The organism is Dysgonomonas reticulitermitis, assembly GCF_054601275.1.
The window spans coordinates 92,938-110,690 of record NZ_BAAHWU010000003.1; the positions used below are offsets into that span (position 1 = coordinate 92,938).

At 36.6% G+C, this 17,753-nt stretch carries 21 protein-coding genes and 1 pseudogene; 5 read left to right on the plus strand and 17 right to left on the minus strand.

Annotated features, from left to right (window positions below):
• The first annotated feature begins 21 nt into the window (after positions 1-21).
• The 4 genes from ACYPZI_RS02515 (at position 22) to ACYPZI_RS02530 (ending at position 3,174) form a co-directional block, all read left to right on the plus strand.
• Complete coding sequence (locus ACYPZI_RS02515; protein ID WP_459598278.1) at positions 22-1,275, plus strand: glutamate-5-semialdehyde dehydrogenase; 1,254 nt, start codon at positions 22-24, stop codon at positions 1,273-1,275.
• Positions 1,272-1,454, plus strand: a complete 183-nt coding sequence (locus tag ACYPZI_RS02520; RefSeq protein ID WP_459598280.1) for a hypothetical protein — start codon at positions 1,272-1,274, stop codon at positions 1,452-1,454. The genes ACYPZI_RS02515 and ACYPZI_RS02520 overlap by 4 nt, the downstream gene beginning before the upstream one ends.
• Positions 1,455-1,524: 70 nt before the next feature.
• Positions 1,525-2,478, plus strand: coding sequence for an N-acetylornithine carbamoyltransferase (locus ACYPZI_RS02525; RefSeq protein WP_459598281.1), 954 nt, complete (start codon positions 1,525-1,527; stop codon positions 2,476-2,478).
• Positions 2,479-3,000: 522 nt separating this feature from the next.
• Positions 3,001-3,174 carry a hypothetical protein gene (locus ACYPZI_RS02530; protein ID WP_459598283.1) on the plus strand — a complete coding sequence of 58 codons (174 nt, stop codon included), beginning with the start codon at positions 3,001-3,003 and terminating at the stop codon, positions 3,172-3,174.
• A gap of 62 nt (positions 3,175-3,236) precedes the next feature.
• Here the strand turns inward: ACYPZI_RS02530 and ACYPZI_RS02535 are convergent, their stop codons facing one another.
• The 3 genes from ACYPZI_RS02535 to yaaA form a co-directional block, all read right to left on the minus strand.
• Positions 3,237-3,668 (minus strand): DUF2147 domain-containing protein, encoded by a 432-nt coding sequence (locus ACYPZI_RS02535; protein WP_459598285.1) that lies wholly within the window; start codon positions 3,666-3,668, stop codon positions 3,237-3,239.
• A 110-nt stretch (positions 3,669-3,778) separates the two neighbouring features.
• On the minus strand, positions 3,779-4,525 hold the full coding sequence (gene gpmA, locus ACYPZI_RS02540) for a 2,3-diphosphoglycerate-dependent phosphoglycerate mutase (RefSeq protein WP_459598287.1): 747 nt from the start codon (positions 4,523-4,525) through the stop codon (positions 3,779-3,781).
• An 87-nt stretch (positions 4,526-4,612) separates the two neighbouring features.
• Positions 4,613-5,374: a peroxide stress protein YaaA gene (gene yaaA, locus ACYPZI_RS02545; RefSeq protein ID WP_459598289.1), complete on the minus strand. Its 762-nt coding sequence runs from the start codon at positions 5,372-5,374 to the stop codon at positions 4,613-4,615.
• Between the two features lie 478 nt (positions 5,375-5,852).
• On the opposite strand from yaaA, the pseudogene ACYPZI_RS02550 reads away from it, so the two are divergent.
• Positions 5,853-6,224: pseudogene (locus ACYPZI_RS02550) on the plus strand (nicotinate phosphoribosyltransferase); the annotation flags it as partial.
• 4 nt (positions 6,225-6,228) lie between these two features.
• On the opposite strand, the gene pdxH reads toward ACYPZI_RS02550, so the two are convergent.
• The 14 genes from pdxH to ACYPZI_RS02620 all read right to left on the minus strand — a co-directional run bounded on the left by pdxH (position 6,229) and on the right by ACYPZI_RS02620 (position 17,749).
• A complete protein-coding gene (gene pdxH / locus ACYPZI_RS02555) occupies positions 6,229-6,867 on the minus strand; it encodes a pyridoxamine 5'-phosphate oxidase (RefSeq protein WP_459598291.1) in 639 nt (212 codons plus the stop codon).
• A 95-nt stretch (positions 6,868-6,962) separates the two neighbouring features.
• A complete protein-coding gene (locus ACYPZI_RS02560; protein ID WP_459598293.1) occupies positions 6,963-7,304 on the minus strand; it encodes a DUF2023 family protein in 342 nt (113 codons plus the stop codon).
• Between the two features lie 13 nt (positions 7,305-7,317).
• Positions 7,318-7,818 (minus strand): flavodoxin, encoded by a 501-nt coding sequence (locus ACYPZI_RS02565; RefSeq protein ID WP_459598294.1) that lies wholly within the window; start codon positions 7,816-7,818, stop codon positions 7,318-7,320.
• A 193-nt stretch (positions 7,819-8,011) separates the two neighbouring features.
• Positions 8,012-8,275 (minus strand): 50S ribosomal protein L27, encoded by a 264-nt coding sequence (gene rpmA, locus ACYPZI_RS02570; protein ID WP_459598296.1) that lies wholly within the window; start codon positions 8,273-8,275, stop codon positions 8,012-8,014.
• A gap of 20 nt (positions 8,276-8,295) precedes the next feature.
• On the minus strand, positions 8,296-8,607 hold the full coding sequence (gene rplU, locus ACYPZI_RS02575; RefSeq protein ID WP_459598298.1) for a 50S ribosomal protein L21: 312 nt from the start codon (positions 8,605-8,607) through the stop codon (positions 8,296-8,298).
• 135 nt (positions 8,608-8,742) lie between these two features.
• On the minus strand, positions 8,743-9,246 hold the full coding sequence (locus ACYPZI_RS02580) for a hypothetical protein (protein WP_459598300.1): 504 nt from the start codon (positions 9,244-9,246) through the stop codon (positions 8,743-8,745).
• Between the two features lie 198 nt (positions 9,247-9,444).
• On the minus strand, positions 9,445-11,622 hold the full coding sequence (locus tag ACYPZI_RS02585; RefSeq protein ID WP_459598302.1) for a glutamine synthetase III family protein: 2,178 nt from the start codon (positions 11,620-11,622) through the stop codon (positions 9,445-9,447).
• A 30-nt stretch (positions 11,623-11,652) separates the two neighbouring features.
• Positions 11,653-12,885: an LL-diaminopimelate aminotransferase gene (locus tag ACYPZI_RS02590; RefSeq protein ID WP_459598304.1), complete on the minus strand. Its 1,233-nt coding sequence runs from the start codon at positions 12,883-12,885 to the stop codon at positions 11,653-11,655.
• Between the two features lie 119 nt (positions 12,886-13,004).
• On the minus strand, positions 13,005-13,850 hold the full coding sequence (gene dapF, locus ACYPZI_RS02595; protein ID WP_459598306.1) for a diaminopimelate epimerase: 846 nt from the start codon (positions 13,848-13,850) through the stop codon (positions 13,005-13,007).
• A 328-nt stretch (positions 13,851-14,178) separates the two neighbouring features.
• Positions 14,179-14,937 carry a C40 family peptidase gene (locus tag ACYPZI_RS02600; protein ID WP_459598308.1) on the minus strand — a complete coding sequence of 253 codons (759 nt, stop codon included), beginning with the start codon at positions 14,935-14,937 and terminating at the stop codon, positions 14,179-14,181.
• A gap of 96 nt (positions 14,938-15,033) precedes the next feature.
• Positions 15,034-15,579, minus strand: a complete 546-nt coding sequence (locus ACYPZI_RS02605) for a C40 family peptidase (RefSeq protein ID WP_459598310.1) — start codon at positions 15,577-15,579, stop codon at positions 15,034-15,036.
• 131 nt (positions 15,580-15,710) lie between these two features.
• Positions 15,711-16,067 (minus strand): hypothetical protein, encoded by a 357-nt coding sequence (locus ACYPZI_RS02610; protein WP_459598312.1) that lies wholly within the window; start codon positions 16,065-16,067, stop codon positions 15,711-15,713.
• Positions 16,057-16,986, minus strand: a complete 930-nt coding sequence (locus tag ACYPZI_RS02615) for an IS1595 family transposase (protein ID WP_459598314.1) — start codon at positions 16,984-16,986, stop codon at positions 16,057-16,059. Before ACYPZI_RS02615 ends, ACYPZI_RS02610 begins: the two co-directional genes overlap by 11 nt.
• A gap of 211 nt (positions 16,987-17,197) precedes the next feature.
• Positions 17,198-17,749 (minus strand): hypothetical protein, encoded by a 552-nt coding sequence (locus ACYPZI_RS02620; RefSeq protein WP_459598316.1) that lies wholly within the window; start codon positions 17,747-17,749, stop codon positions 17,198-17,200.
• Positions 17,750-17,753 lie beyond the last annotated feature (4 nt).

The window sequence follows — 17,753 nt, forward strand, 5'->3', positions numbered from 1 at the left end:
TAGATTTAGATATAAACAAAAATGGATGACTATCACCAGCCCACATTTCAACTCGTGGCAGAGGCAAGTAAAAGCCTTAACTTGTTAGAAGAAACAGAGATAAACGCAATACTGGAGGCTATTGCCAAAGAGACCGAGTCTAAGATTCATTATATCCTGGCAGAAAATCAGAAAGATTTGCAACGAATGGATCCGGGCAATCCGAAATACGACAGGTTGCTATTAAACGAAAACCGGATAAAAGATATCGTAAAGGACATGCGTAACGTTGCCTCCCTACCCTATCCCGTAGGAAAAACAGTAATGCATAAGATTTTGCCAAACGGACTTAATATTTCTAAAATAACTGTTCCTTTCGGCGTTATAGGAATTATTTTCGAAGCAAGGCCAAATGTTTGCTTCGATGTCTTTTCCCTATGCTTGAAATCAGGCAATGCATGCATCCTGAAAGGGGGCTCCGATGCCCGTTTTTCCAATGAAGCTATTACTGATATTATACGCAAAGTTCTTGACGAGAATGGTGTAAATCCTAATGTGTGCACCCTGTTGCCAAATGGACGGGCGGCAACAAGCGAACTACTTAAAGCCCGCGAATATGTCGATCTTATCATACCTCGAGGCGGTTCGGAACTTATAGAATATGTACGGAAAAACTCACATATTCCGGTTATCGAAACAGGTGCGGGTGTTTGCCATACTTATTTCCATAAAGAAGGAGATACAAAAAAAGGACGGGATATAATTACCAATGCCAAGACCCGCAAGGTAAGTGTATGCAACTCTTTGGATTGTCTTATTATCGATAAAGACAGATTGGATGATCTGAATTACTTGTGTGAAGACCTGGCGAAAAAAGATGTCATTATATATGCTGACAATGCGGCTTATGAAGCACTGTTCCAATATTACCCTTACGATCTGTTGAAAAAAGCAGATAAAGAGAGTTTCGGGACAGAGTTTCTGGATTACAAAATGGCTGTAAAGACCGTATCGAATATAGAAGAAGCCATCAATCATATATCCACTTACAGTTCGAAACATAGTGAGGCTATCATCAGTGAAGACAAAGAAGCCACAAAACTGTTTGAACGGCTAGTGGATGCTGCTTGTATTTACACCAATGCACCGACATCGTTTACCGACGGGGCACAATTCGGGCTTGGGGCAGAAATAGGTATCAGTACGCAAAAGATGCACGCTCGCGGCCCTATGGCTCTGGAAGAGCTTTGTACTTATAAATGGATTATAGAAGGAGACGGACAAATAAGATCATGAAAAAAAAGAAAAAAACTGACGGAAAAATCAAAATAGAAGATTATATAAAAGCAGTAAAGAAGGCTAACAGAGAAGAAGAACTATCTCGCTCGGCAGGATGGAAACGAATCACCAACATACATCAAAGCAAAAAGACATACAACCGGAAACGGGACAAAAAGAACTATACGGAAGAATAACCTTATTCTATCCGTTCTTTTCTTTATTATCTTTGCAATCAAGAAATAAATAACAAAAAATATTCTTATAATGAGAACGTACACGAATGTAAAAGATCTGGGCGACTTAAACGCCGCGGTGAAAGAGGCTCTTGAAATAAAGAAGAACCGGTATGCATACAAGCATCTTGGCGAAAACAGAACTCTGCTGATGGTATTCTTCAACTCTAGCCTGCGAACCCGGTTGAGCACACAAAAAGCCGGAATGAATCTGGGCATGAATACAATGGTACTGGATATTAATCAAGGGGCTTGGAAACTAGAGACTGAACGAGGTGTAATTATGGACGGTGACAAATCGGAGCATATTCTGGAAGCTATTCCTGTGATGGGTAGCTACTGCGATATTATAGGAGTACGCGCCTTTGCCCAATTTGAAAATAAAGAAGATGATTATCAGGAAAAAATATTGAATCAGTTTATCCGGTATTCCGGTAAACCTGTATTCAGTATGGAGGCAGCTACAGGCCACCCTTTACAGGCTTTTGCCGATCTGATAACAATAGAAGAATACAAGAAATCAGCTCGACCGAAAGTGGTTCTTACGTGGGCGCCACATCCGAAAGCTTTGCCTCAGGCTGTTCCAAATTCGTTTGCTGACTTTATGAATGAAGCCGATGTTGACTTTGTTATCACACATCCGAAAGGCTATGAACTGGACTCTAAGTTTATTCGTGGAGCAAAGATAGAATACGATCAAGATAAAGCTCTGGCAGGAGCAGATTTCGTATATGCGAAGAACTGGGCAGCTTATGCAGATCCTAATTATGGAAAGATATTGAGCAAAGATACTTCATGGACAGTAACAACCGGAAAGATGGCTTTGACTAACAATGCTTACTTTATGCACTGCCTGCCTGTTCGCCGTAATATGATTGTTAGCGATGACGTAATAGAAAGCCCGCAATCTATTGTAATACCGGAAGCTGCAAACCGCGAAATTTCGGCTCAGACAGTAATAAAAAGAATGCTGGAGAATTTGTAATTTTTACTATAAGAATATGAAAAAGGATGTGTCTCAAAAGCGAGATGCCTTCTTTTTTTGTCATTGGTCATTACTTTAAAATTTGACTTCTATTATTTTTAGGTACACTATCGTACAATCTATATATAACTAAATATATAAGTACTGGGGAAATTGTAAATAGTTAATGAAAAATATTTAAGGTGCTAAATGTGAAGTATAGTGCATACTTATGGAAATGGTTATCTCCTCAAAAAAGCCTGAACTTGTTACCGAACTAATCCCATAAAATTAATATACTTCATAAACTCAATAACTTTTATAAAGTCCTCTATAAGCGTTCGATAATCTGATACCTTATCGCACAGATCAATTTTAAAATCCCGTGTAAATTAATATATTACACGGGGTTTGTTTTAAAAATCAACTCCCAAAATAAAGAAACTATCTCTCCCTTATCTTAATGTGCAGACATATAATACTAAGGTATATATAAAAAATATCGTACTTTTGTTGCTGGAAAATTAAAAACAGATAATAATTATGATGAAGCCCCGTCTTGGTATGACTGCCCGTACAGGCGAGAAATGCCCTAAAAGTGGAGTTTGGAAAGTTATGGGAACACTAGAAACAGCGACTCTATCCGTTTCCAGAGGAAACAAGATGCCCCTGCATGGAAATAGAAGTGTAAACTGGAGATTGATTATAATGTTTTAATCTCAATCCTTTTTTGCTATTCAGAGGTAACTTCCGATTTATAGCTTAGGATAAAAAATCTTTTATTTTACTCTGCTCCATGTTTGTGTCCTACCAAAAGCTGATATTCCTACATATCCACGTACCTTGAGCTTGTCGTTACCGTCCAAAGAGATGGTACATTTATATAATTTACCAGAAACGGGGTCTAGTATTTTCCCATCGGAATATTCTTTACCATCCTTCTCTAAACCTTTTATAATGGTTAATCCTTGCAGGGGTTTGTTTTTATCCTGATCGGGGCAATTAGTGCACTTATCATTCTTCTTACTAGGGTTGAGTATCTCTATTATTTTACCATAGATTTTACCGTCTTTTTCTGTAATTTCTACGATTGATTTAGCATCTCCTGTCTTGTCATCAAATGTTTTCCATTTGCCGGTGACACTTTGAGCGCAAATAGAAATACTTCCGGACAAAAAAGCAAATAAAAAAAGTATCTTTATCTTTTTCATATATAGAATTTATTTATAATTAAAAATCTGTCATTCAAATACAATAGAGGCTGAACCAAACTTTAGGGACAGCCTCTTTAGTTTTACTTATTATATTGTTTTCTATATAATTATTTCTTCTTTCCTTGATTAGCCACGGCATCCATCAATTTTTTGATTTCTTCCGGATCTCCTAAGAAATAATCTTTTACAAGATTAAGATTATCGTCGAACTCAAAAACATAAGGCACAGCGGTTGGTAAGTTTAGGCTCACGATATCTTCGTCCGAAATTCCTTTCAGATATTTGATAATACCGCGCAAGCTGTTTCCATGAGCTGCCACAACGATTTCATCATGACACATCAACGATGGATAGATTACCTCCAGCCAATATGGGAGGATGCGCTCTACTGTTTCTTTCAAAGCCTCAGTTTCCGGAATGAATGCTTTAGGAACATCATTGTAACGAGGATCTTGGGAAGCCGAACGAGGATCTGTAGGATCAAGCGGCGCCGGTGGAACATCATAACTGCGTCTCCAAACAAGGACTTGTTCGTCACCGTATTTTTCCGCGGTTTCGGCCTTATTCAAGCCTTGAAGCATTCCATAATGCTTCTCGTTCAAACGCCATGATTTTTCTACAGGTATCCAGTCCAAATCCATTTGGTCGAGGATGTTATTCAACGTTTTTACCGCTCTTTTGAGGTATGAAGTGTAAGCAAGTGTAAATTTGAAACCTTCTTTTTTCAATAGCTGCCCTGCTTTTACAGCTTCCTGTAATCCTTGTTCCGAAAGGTCTACGTTGGTCCATCCGGTAAAGCGGTTTTCTTTATTCCAAACACTTTCCCCGTGGCGAATTAATACTACCTTTTTCATCTTTATTTACTTGTTTTAATTGTTACTTTTATTGTAATGCAAAGATATTTAAAATACTTGCAAGTTACAAGTCGCAAACGTTGTTAGTTATCTGACAAATACCCACTCTCTACCATCCGACAGCTGAGGGGCAAAAGTATATCCTTCCGTGTCAAAGGCTTTTAGATGTTCTATCTCTGTCAGTTTATTTTGAATAATAAAACGTGCCATCATACCCCGGGCTTTTTTAGCATATACAACGATCTGCTTATAGCCTTTGTCTGTATGCTGTTTAAATATTGGTGTTATGATCTTGCTATCTTTTGGTAATAACTTCTGATTTACAGCCTTTGCATATTCTTTCGAAGCCAGATTGATGAGCGTTTTATCATCGGCTTTCATCCTTTTAGCCAGATTTTTACTTATTGTATCGCTCCAAAAGTCATACAGGTTTTTCCCTTTATTATTAACTACAGGTATTTGCATTTCCAGTCGATATGGTTTAATAAGGTCTAGCGGACGTAATATCCCATATAGCCCGGATATATGTACCAAATGGTTTTGAGCAAAGTCCATATCCTCCTTTGTAAAGCTTTGAGCATCGAGCCCCTGATAGGCAATACCATTGTATGCAAAGATTGCTTGTTTTTGCGGTGTCCTGCTTAACGGGAAAGCATGGATATATTGATATACATTGTGGGCAAGTTGAGGATTTATACTCATCAACGATGATATATCACTTGCCGGGAGCGCCTCTAATGACTTATATAGCATTTTTGCCTCTTTGGGGTAGAGTGGGGTGGTAGACTCTTTTACCGGAGCCGGAGTGTCAAAGTTTTGTAACTTTGCCGGCGACATTATTATTATCATAGCCTGAAATTTTATTTACTACATTCTCAACAACTAAATCTAATTATTGTTTGGATAGCAGATATGAGTATTGATATCTACAAAGATAAGCAAATCCATTTAATCCGGTTATAGTTAGGGCAACCGCATCAAAAAAGTGAAGAATGAAAAATTAAAAATCGTTAGTTTGTATTTTATAAAAAAGAAAGATAAAGGAAACTCCAAATTGAATATCTTTCCTGGATAAAAAAGCTCCATCTGCTGCATTAACTTTTAATTAGAAAAAGACAGGATCTAATCTTCATATTAAGTACAGCAGATTACCAGGGTAAAAGCCAGAGAGTATTTAGGGCAGGACCCATTATCACGATTTTAGCCACTTTGGTGCGGAGCATAATAAATAATATATTATGCAAGTATACGGAATAGATTTATCAATGGAAAAATTTGATGTGAATTTTTTTGACGGGAGTGGAAAAGCAACAAGCAGGCTAAATTATTTGATGGAGTACGGCACGATAGCGGAGACCCTTTGTGTTTTGCAGATAAATCCATAGAATTTTACGAAAAGAACCGTATTCAACCAATCTCAAAAACCCTCGTATTTAGCGATTCCTTAAATCTTGATTCTATAAAGCAAATCAAAGACCATGTTGCCGGACGCATACATGATACATACGGTATAGGCACATTCTTTTCGAATGATGTAGGAGCAAAACCGCTGAATATCGTTATAAAATTGACAGACGTAAAACCCGATAAAAAAGACAAGGAATTTTTGAAAGCGGTCAAACTATCTGATGTTTCAGGTAAACATACCGGCGATGAAAGGGAGATAAAGTTAAGTTTGCAAACTCTGGGATTGGAATAAGCCTTTAAGGAGCCAAACGTTCTGTTTGCCAGCCATTTTTTGTCAGTAAATATTGTATCCTATCATGCAATCTGTCGGATCTTCCTTGCCAAAACTCTATTAAATGGGGCTTTAATATATATCCTCCCCAATTTTCGGGACGGGGTATTTCTGCTCCTTTAAATTTAGAGGAGAAATCGACCATAAGCTGTTCCAGATATTCCCGGTTCGGAATTACTTTGCTTTGAGATGAAGCCCATGCTCCGAGTTTACTCTTCGCCGGTCTCATTTCAAAATATAAATCAGACTCCTTGTCGGGTACTTTTTCAACTATACCTTCTACCCGCACTTGTCTTTCGAGTTCGTGCCATACAAAATTTAACGCACAATGTTTATTATCCTCTATTTGTTTAGCTTTTCTACTTTCATAATTAGTGAAAAACACAAAACCTTCAGGTTTGATTTGTTTTAACAACACTATTCTGGATGAGGGTCTTCCTTCCTTATCCGCTGTCGCCAAATTCATCGCATTAGGCTCCATCGCTTTTACAGATATTGCTTCATTTAGCCAACGCTTAAATAACTCCACAGGATCAGGCAAAAGATCACTTTCATCTAATACTTTCAAGGTAAAGTCCCTGCGTATATCAAACAGATCAGCCATAGCATCAATTTTAGAATTCAAATATAAATAAAAAATCCTCACAGACATCACGTCTATAAGGATCTGGATCAACTAAAAAAACTATCAATAGAAAGTTATGTCAAACAAATCACATTTGCTTTCTTTTCTTTCTTAAAATACCTGTTGCATTGCTCGCTAACACTATATCCAAGCAATATACCAAGTATGAAGTCCTGTTCGGGGGTTAATAAATTCAAAGGTTTATCTCCACATATTCTATTGGCAACCAACAGACATTCCTCTTTCCCGAAAAAGACATTTATATTTCCGTTTTTCAAACGCTGTATCCTATAATTTATCCCATTTTTATCCAGCTTTTTCCGGGCTTTTTCCTCCATGTCGGAGGTAAGGGTACATAGCATCATACTACGGACTCCTTTTTTGTATTCGTAAATGAGATGATGAAAAACGTTCATATTATAAATATGATTATATTTCTTTCTTCAATTCTTCTATCCATCCGGATATCCGTTCATCTGTCAGGTCGGGCTCATTATCATTATCGATAAGCAATCCTACAAATCGACCGTCAACATAGGCTTCGGAACTATCGTAAGTATAGCCTTCGGCGCTAACTTTACCAATCAGTTGGCATCCTTTATCTTTGACAACATCATATACCTTACCTACTCCATCGCAAAATGTATCGCTATAAGATGAAGAATCTCCACACCCGAACAGAGCCACTTTTTTACCTGTAAGATCAGCTCCTTTTACTTTATCAATGTAGTATTCCCAATCATCCTGCAAATCGCCTAAACCCAAAGTAGAAGTCCCAAAAAGGACAACATCATAAGCCGAATAGTCAGCCTTTGCTTTAGCCACATCATGCAGGTCGGCTTTTTCTACTCCCAGCTTTTTAGCAATCGCATCTGCAACATCTTGCGTATTGCCTGTTGTAGAACCGTAATATATTCCTATTCTTGACATAATTATAAACTTTGTTTTTGTTATAAATTTCTATACACAAAGAAATAACAACTTGGAACTACAGACAATACCGAATAATAATGATATTTACATTAAATATTAATTATATATAGGTAAATGTCTATTGGAATGAACAAAAACAAAAAAGCGAATTGAAAAAATCAATTCGCTTTCATATATATAAACTGTATTCTTAAGCTTCTGCTTGTGGAAGAACAGATACAAACGATCTGTCATTTTTCTTTTTGCGGAACGATACTACACCGTCTACCAAAGCAAACAAAGTATGGTCTTTACCTATACCTACGTTTTCGCCCGGATGGTGAGTTGTACCTCTCTGACGAACTATAATATTTCCTGCTTTAACGATTTCTCCACCAAATATTTTAACGCCTAATCGTTTACTTTCCGATTCACGGCCGTTTTTCGAACTACCTACACCTTTCTTGTGTGCCATTTTCTTCTGTTTTTAACTGATTAAGCAATAATTTCTTTTACTATAACTTCCGAGAATTGTTGACGGTGACCGTTTAATTTGCGGTGTCCTTTTCTTCTTTTCTTGTGGAAAACAAGAACTTTATCTCCTTTTGCCTGAGATACAACTTCTAGCACAACTTTTGCACCTTCTACAGTCGGAGCACCTACAGTTACAGCTCCATCTTTGTCAACTAACAATACTTTTTCAAACTCTACCTGAGAGCCATTTTCTGCGTTGATTCTGTGAACAAACAATGTTTGGTCTTTTTCAACCTTCATTTGTTGTCCCTGAATATCTACAATTACGTACATCTGTTTTATAATTTACAGGTTATGTGCCTGAGGCGAACCATTATTTTTTATACGGTTTCTTATCAGCCTATTAGCAATCGGGTTGCAAAGATAATACAATGCTGCGAAAAAATCAAATCTTTTTTGGAAGAAAGATTATCGATAATCCTTAATTTTTATTGTTCCTTTTATGTCTTGCGGGATAGAGATCATTATTCCTAGCTGATACGCGATATCAGTAATCCTTTTAAAGTCTAAAGTACCGTACAATGTTAATATCTTATTTGTAATAACGCATTCATATTTCACCGCACCGTATATTTTATCATTTATGGTAATGGTGTCTCCTTCTATTTTGTACGACGATTCTGATTCGCTTACCGGCTTGCCAGGGTCTGTTTTTAAAGTAGTCACCACTTTCAATAGCTCGTTGTCATAATATTTTGTAATATCATAATCGTTCAGTTCTCCTGCATAATAAATATTAATCCTTTCCTCCAAATATTCGGCATCAGAGCTTTTTGTATCTGAACTCAGCCTAACAGTTCTTTCAAAAGTATGCCATGTTCCGTTTATCGGATCTATTTTATTATCTCCATCACTGCAAGAGATTATTAAAAAGCATATAAATAAAGGAATAAGAATTTGTATTGTTTTCATTTGCAATATGTTTGTTCTGCAAAGATATATAATTTAATAGCACAAGCTTCGGCAAAACGATATTTTAAGATAATTAGTACTTAATAAAAACGAATATCTCATAAAATTATTGCAATTTTCTTTTTCAAAACAGAGTCACGGATAAAACAAAAGTCCCGATCTTAAACCGGAACTTTTGTTATTATTGTAAGTATCTGATTAGCGAATAAATAACAGCTCTCTGTACTTAGCCAGTGGCCACATTTCGTTATCAACAATCAATTCCAGTTTATCTATATGGTAGCGTATCCCATCCAGATAAGGAGCTACATTGTCATGATAAGCAAGAGCTTTCTCACGTTCACTTTCAATATTATTAGCTATTTTACGAGTATCGATCATTTCATGCACCTTAGCATTAATTGCATTCACATGGGTAGAAATCTTTTCTATCAAACGTAGTTGCTCTGCACCCAATTCCTTATAGTTATCAGATACTTCCTTTAGCTTAGACACATTGGTCAATAGTATAGACTGGTATGAGATAGCTACCGGAATAATATGATTGAGAGCCAAATCGCCCAATACACGAGACTCTATCTGTATCTTTTTAGCATAAATCTCCCATTTTACCTCATTACGCGCGTGAAGTTCAACTTCTGACAAAATACCAGCAAAGGTTTTAATACTTTGCTTTGAAGTATAACTATCGTAAATCAGAGGAATGCTTGTTTCGCAATCCAACTTACGCTTGTTTGCTTCAACTTTCCATTCGTCACTGTATCCATTCCCATTAAAGCGAATATGACGAGATTCCTTAATATATTTTTTCAACACTTCATATAAAGCTTCCTCTTTTGACTTTCCACCTTTTATCAAAGTATCTACTTCTTCTTTAAACACAAATAATTGTTCTGCAACCGCAGCATTCAATGCTGTCATAGCAGAAGCACAGTTAGCCGACGAACCTACAGCACGGAATTCGAAACGGTTACCCGTAAAAGCAAACGGAGAGGTACGGTTACGGTCTGTATTATCTAATAGAATCTCAGGAATTTGTCCTACACCAAGACTGATTTGTTTCTTGTTATCGACAACAATCGCATCTCGCACGGAACTCTTCTCGAATTTATCAAGAACATCACTTACCTGTGTACCCAAGAATACAGATATAATTGCAGGAGGAGCTTCATTCGCTCCAAGTCGATGACCATTGGTAGCCGAAGAAATAGAAGCCTTCAGCAAACCGTTATTCTTATGAACCGCAGCCAGAATGTTTACGATAAATGTTATAAAGCGTAAGTTTTCAACTGTATCTTTCCCCGGAGAGATCAAATTAATGCCGGTATTTGTACAAAGCGACCAGTTGTTATGCTTGCCGGACCCATTAATTCCTTTGAATGGTTTTTCGTGGAACAATACACGGAACGAATGTTTACGCGCTACTTTATCCATCACGGACATAACCAGTAAGTTGTGATCCACAGCCAGATTACATTCTTCATATATAGGAGCTAACTCAAATTGGTTAGGCGCAACCTCGTTATGGCGTGTTTTTACCGGAATACCCAGGGCGTATGCTTCATATTCCAATTCTTCCATAAACCGTTGTACGCGTTCCGGTATTGCACCAAAATAATGGTCTTCCAACTGTTGGTTCTTAGAACTCTCGTGACTCATCAATGTTCTTCCCGTCAAAGCTAAATCCGGACGTGCCATAAACAAATCCTCATCTACAAGGAAGTATTCTTGCTCCCAACCCAAATTAGAAATTATTTTTTTAACATCCTCATTAAAATATTGAACAACACCCGTTGCCGCTTTATCCACTGCATTCAGAGCCTTCAATAAAGGTGTTTTATAATCCAGCGCCTCACCTGTATAAGAGATAAATATAGTTGGGATACACAATGTATCTCCCACAATAAATGCCGGAGAAGAAGGATCCCATGCTGAGTAGCCACGGGCCTCGAAGGTGTTGCGAAGACCCCCTGACGGGAAACTGGAAGCATCAGGCTCTTGCTGAGCAAGAAGCTTTCCTTCAAATTCTTCTATCAAACCACCATTCCCATCATGTTCAACAAACGCGTCATGTTTCTCAGCTGTACCATCTGTCAGTGGATGAAACCAGTGAGTATAATGTGTCACACCATTTTCCAGAGCCCACATACGCATTCCGGCTGCAACATGCTCTGCCAGATTACGATTTACAGATTGTCCTTTATCGATAGCATCATTAAGAGCTTTAAAAGTCTCTTTGGAAAGATATTGGGTCATCGCTTTGCGATTAAACACCTTTTCACCATAATACTCCGATGTTTTACTTGTCGGTTTCTTTACCTCCAGCGGTTTTCGCTCCGAGGCTAATGCTACTGCTTTAAAACGTAACTTTGTCATAAACTATTTATTGATGAGTTATATAAGAATCTAAATTATAATCTTTTTTAAACGTCCAACTGCCTCTTTCGTGTTCTCTAATGTACCGAAAGCCGTCAAACGCAAATATCCTTCTCCGCTAGGACCAAAACCGACACCCGGTGTACCTACAATATTCAGATCATTCAATAAGTAATCAAAAAATCTCCACGAAGTCATACCGTTCGGTGTTTTCACCCAAATATAAGGAGAATTTACTCCGCCATAGACTTTCAGACCTTGACCGGCAAGCCCCTCACGAATTATTTTCGCATTATTCAGATAGTAATCAACAACAGCCTTTACCTGGGCCTTCCCTTCTTCCGAATAACATGCTTCAGCTGCACGTTGTATTATATACGGAACACCATTGAACTTTGTAGTGTGCCGTCTGTTCCATAATTTATTTAATGAAACTTTTTCTCCTGACTTTGTATATCCCATCACGGATTTAGGAATTACGGTATAGGCACAACGGGTGCCGGTAAATCCTGCCGTCTTGGAGAAGCTTCGAAATTCAATCGCCACCTGGCCGGCTCCTTCTATTTCATAAATACTGTGAGGCACATCGCTTTCTGTTATATAGGCTTCATAAGCACTATCGAAAAGGATTAATACTTTATTCTCAATAGCCCAATCGACCCAAACCTTTAGCTGGTCTTTAGTTAAAGTGGTTCCTGTCGGATTATTAGGATAACAGAGGTAGACGATATCTACTTTTTCGGTAGGTAACGATGGGATAAAATCGTTTTCACTCGTACAAGGCACATATACTAATTTGCTCCATTTACCATCGGGCAAAAGCTCTCCAGCCCTGCCAGCCATGGCATTTGTGTCCACATATACAGGATATACAGGGTCGGTAACAGCTACTATATTGTCTAAGCCTAAAATATCGCCGATATTGCCGGTATCGCTTTTCGATCCATCGCTTACAAATATTTCGTCGACAGCTATATTTAATCCTCTTGCTTTATAATCATTTTCTACAATTGTATTTACTAAGAAATCATATCCTTGTTCGGGACCATACCCTCTGAAAGTAGAAGCCTCTCCCATTTCATCGACAGCTTTATGCAAAGCTGAAATAACTGCCGGAGCAAGAGGTTTGGTTACATCGCCGATTCCAAGGCGGATTACATTTGCATCCGGATGGCCCGCTTTAAACTCACTCACTTTTCTTGCTATATCTGAAAAAAGGTAGCCCCCCGGAAGTTTTGTATAATTTTCGTTTATTAATGCCATATATTTTTAATATGAGAATTTGAAGATTAGCAAATTTGCAAATACTACAAGACGTTATCAAATTGCTCTCTCCTTTTTAGTTATTTTATTTTTAATTCATTTTCAAGTTTGCCAATATACTAATTTGCTAATAATTCTCCTTCAAATACCGTAACGGCCTCCCCTGTCATATATACGTGGTTATTTTCTTTACGCCATTCTATCTCAAGATCTCCCCCCAGTAAGTGAATTTTTACCTTACGATCGCAATGATCGTTCAGTACCGCAGCGACGGCAGCAGCACAAGCACCCGTTCCGCAAGCCAGAGTTTCTCCGGCGCCTCGCTCCCAGACACGCATATTCAATGTTTGACGGTCAATTACTTCTATAAACTCCGTATTTGTTTTACGAGGAAAAACAGGATGTTTCTCAAATTTAGTACCAATAGCAGGCAAATCAAAATCTTTTATATTTGTTGTAAAGATAACAGCATGCGGATTTCCCATCGACACACATGTAATTTTCCAGATCTTTCCGTCTACATCTAGTGGAAGATTCAATACAGGTTCTCCTATCGCTTTTACAGGGATTAATTCGGGATCAAGAATAGGCTCACCCATATCCACCGTTACCCTACGTGATTTTGAATCACCTTCCAGCAAGGTGATATATTTAATACCGGCCGCTGTTTCCAGCGTTATTTCATCTTTAGCTGTCAAACCTTTATCATAAACATATTTACCCACGCAACGCGATGCATTTCCACACATTTCGGCTTCCGAGCCGTCAGAGTTGAACATTTGCATCCTAAAATCACATATCTCTGAGGGTAATATAAGTACCAATCCGTCAGATCCTATACCAAAATTACGATTACTAAGCTTTACGGCTAACTCCGACGGATTATCTATCTGCTGCGAAATACCATCCATATAGATATAATCGTTGCCGGCTCCGTGCATCTTTGTAAATTTCAAATTCTTCATCCAAATATTATTGTAACTTTTTCGATTTTTGTTATATTATTATTTCACGGTACAAATTTCATGCAAATTATTTTATTTCGCAAGAAATACGTAACATTTTTTTCATTATTAATTCAATAAACAATCTTTTTGTCTCATACAATCTGGCAAAACAAGACAAATAGATAAATAGTTCTTTAAAAGACGGACAAATGTCAAGAACTTATCTATTTAAGGCATCCCTTTAATATTTATATTGGCCTATTTGCTACAAATAATTATTTAAGTGAAGAGTCTACGAATAAAAAAAGGAGATGCAAGCGCATCTCCCTTTCTATCTTAATATCTTTTATAGATTTCGTCCTCCTTTTCGCCACGCCTTACTGTAATACCCTTCAACCAGCGAGCTTACTATCACTCCTTGCTTTATAGATGCATGTATAAACTTACCGTCACCTATATATACTCCCACATGATTTATATATTTCTTTTTGAAAGTGGAGAAGAATACCATATCTCCTGGCTCCAAGTCGTCTTTGGATACAGACTCTTTTACATTTTTCGCTATGGCTGTGCTAACCCTGTCCAGTTGCATCCCATAAACATTTTTATATATAATATTGGTAAACCCGGAACAATCGACAGCCTCGCGACTCATACCTCCTCTGCGGTATCGGGTACCCAGCCAATCAGCAACCTCCCGGTAAAGATCAAGATGCGCAGGCTCTGTAATAGAGATGCCTAGTCTGGAAGAAAGTTCCTGCATTTCTTTCTGCTCAAGCATCTTTTCTTTCATTAGCTCCAAAGACGGAGTCAGATTAACTCCGGCATCAGTCAATAATTTATTAGAAGTAGGGAATGCGGGCTGTTGATCCTCAAATATCTTTTCATACTTAGGAAGTAAAAATTGATTTCCATCATCAGTAGTTACCTCTACACTATTTGTCGATTGTACAACTTTTAAAGATTTAGGAGCTACAGAACTGGTAACTGCCTTTTTCTTATTTGGTTTTTGTTTTCTCAGAGGCGTTGCCGCTATGGACATTGTTGCCACTGAAAACAACAACAAAAGTGTTGATAATCTTAATGATTTTGGGGATATTCTCATTCAGTTTTATTTTTTAGCCGAATAAAAATATACAATCCGATCAAATAAAATACTAACGTACTGTATTTTTTATAATATTTTAAGGTCTTTATTCAACTATTTCACACGTCCTCCGGTTTTCCATGTGCGATCATAATAACCTTCATCCAAATGGCTGACAATCACTCCCCGGGATGTTGACGCATGTATAAAACGCCCGTCTTTCAGATAAATTCCCACATGGTTAATCCGGCTGTGACTCTTCGATGTCGAGAAAAAAACAAGATCTCCTGCCTGTAAATTTCCTTTCGATACACGATGCATCTTCATCCCGGCCAAATCAGCGGTTGACCTTGGCAGTTTCTTATTGTACACTTTCTGATAGATAAGATATGTAAACCCGGAACAATCAAGTCCCTTACGTGACAAGCCGGCATAACGGTAAGGTACGCCCAGCCATAACGAGACCTCCGCGTATAACGGCATGTTACGATCATCATCTTTATTCAGGTTATTCAACTCAACACCTAATTTATCAGATAATTGTGCCACCTCTTCCGGATTGTATAGCAATCTCCCTGCCGTTTTCTGAGTTCCACATGATGTGGTTACAAATAACACCGACAGCATTAGGATTGTATATCGAATCAAAAGTTTACACATAATGCATAAATAAAATATGGTAACGATATACCTATTTACACCAAATACATATCATCAATACAAATATAGAAAAATCCCTGAATTAGTCTAATCTTAATTCAGGGATTTATTATTGCATAAACTATTTTAGCCTAATCTTTATTGGGTCTATATCTCATAACCTTTAAAAGAGCTTGGTCAAATTCTGATAGACTTGTTTCTTCAGGTGCATTCCCTGTTTCAATAAGACGAGTAAGACCTATTTGAGCTAAATACTTAAGGAATCTAGGTTTCATATTATTGATAACATCCTCTAATTGATAACCTATTATCTTTCTCTCTTTATGTCCTGCTAACAAAGATAATGTGATAGGTATCGTATCATTTTTCGCAGAAAGGAAATATTTTATCTCATCTCCAATATAGTAAATACCATCAGTTGTAATATAACAATTGATAGGTCTATCATCTATTTGTATTTTTGAAATTCTTTCTACATTATATTGCATTTGCAATCAATTTCTTATAGGGTAAATACTTATTGGATATTGATGTTAAAAAATAATTGAACCTTGACATTTCTGAATCAAAGTTACGAGTATTGTATCTAAATACAAACTCATCTACATAATATTGTAAATGTTTTTTTGATGTAAAATGATAGATTCCTACAATTCCTCTTTTTAAAATACTCCAAAAGCCTTCTATTGTATTCGTATATATCTTGCCAGATACAAACTCCTTTTGATTATGTTTTACAAATAAATGGTTGTATAATCTATCCATACCATTATAACCTAACCACTCATCAGTATACAGGGTTGCAGCTTTCTTTATTGTCTTTATGATTTCGGGGCTTAAATGTTCGGAACTTGTACTCTTAACTTTTTTAGCAACAAGTTTACCATTTCTCTCAACCATTCCCACAACAGGGGTTTTATCTTTACAAGAACGACCTTGTGAATTTTCTACTTTCTTGCTTGCATGTCGGTTCTTGTTCTTTCCACCAATAAAAGTTTCATCAGTTTCAACTTCGTTGTCTAATTCATGGTTATTTTCGAAGCTAAAACAATTTCTCATTCTATGTAACATAAACCAAGCAGTCTTTTGAGTTACATCAATGTCTTTAGCTAATTGATGAGATGATATACCTTTTTTATGAGAAGTGATTAACCAAATAGCCATAAACCATTTTTGTAGTTCAATTTTGGTACTATCAAATATAGTATCGGTTTTTACATTAAAATATCGACCTGAGTTCTTGCATTTATATTTATGACCTGCACACTTATATACTTTAGAGGTAGGGTCAAAAGGAGAAACTACACCATCCTTCCAAATAAGTTTTTCAAGGTGTTCCATACATGTATTTTCATCCTTAAATACTTTAACTAATTGTATCAGTGATTTGAAATTAAGTCCTAACATAATGGTCTACCTTTACTTTGTTAATGATTACATGGTAAAGGTAAGAATATAATTACACCAAAACAAGTATTAATGTAAAATAATTCTCATTTTTATGAAAATATTTTGCTTAAGAATTGATACTTTTAGATATTGCATCATATTTATTAAATGAATAATGTTATTGTTGAATGAATGCAATATCTAATCATTGTACATAAATTAAATATGGTCACTTAGTGGAAATATCGGACGGGAGAGCCTTTATGAAAACTAAATATTCATTCAACATATCGTTTAATTCTACTGTTATATCCCAATAATCTTTAAGTAGATTTTCTAATATGCTAATTTCAAAAACTGTTTGTTTTATTTTGTATTTATCAAGTTTTAATAAATAGAGTTTGTCTCTTTCTTGATAATGTAGTAAAATAGTTTTCTCTTGACCATCTATCTTTGAGTGTGCAAATTCATTTCTTTTCTTTCTTAATTTATCTATTTTACTAAATAATGGTTTGTATTTATCAAAATTTGATGGTAAGAATTTCTTTCCTATTTCAGAAATCATGTTTATTTTTTGACTAAAAGTTACATCAATAGAACCTAATATAAGTTGGCGAAAGTGCAACCTTTTCTCCTCTTCTTTTACATCTGAAATGAAATAATGTGAGAGAAATTCTTCTATAATTTGCTCTATAACAATTGCCTGATTTGCAAATTCCCCTCTATACTTGTTAGTTGTTTCTGTTAGCCATTTTAAATACTCTCTGTGTTCATCTTTCATAATA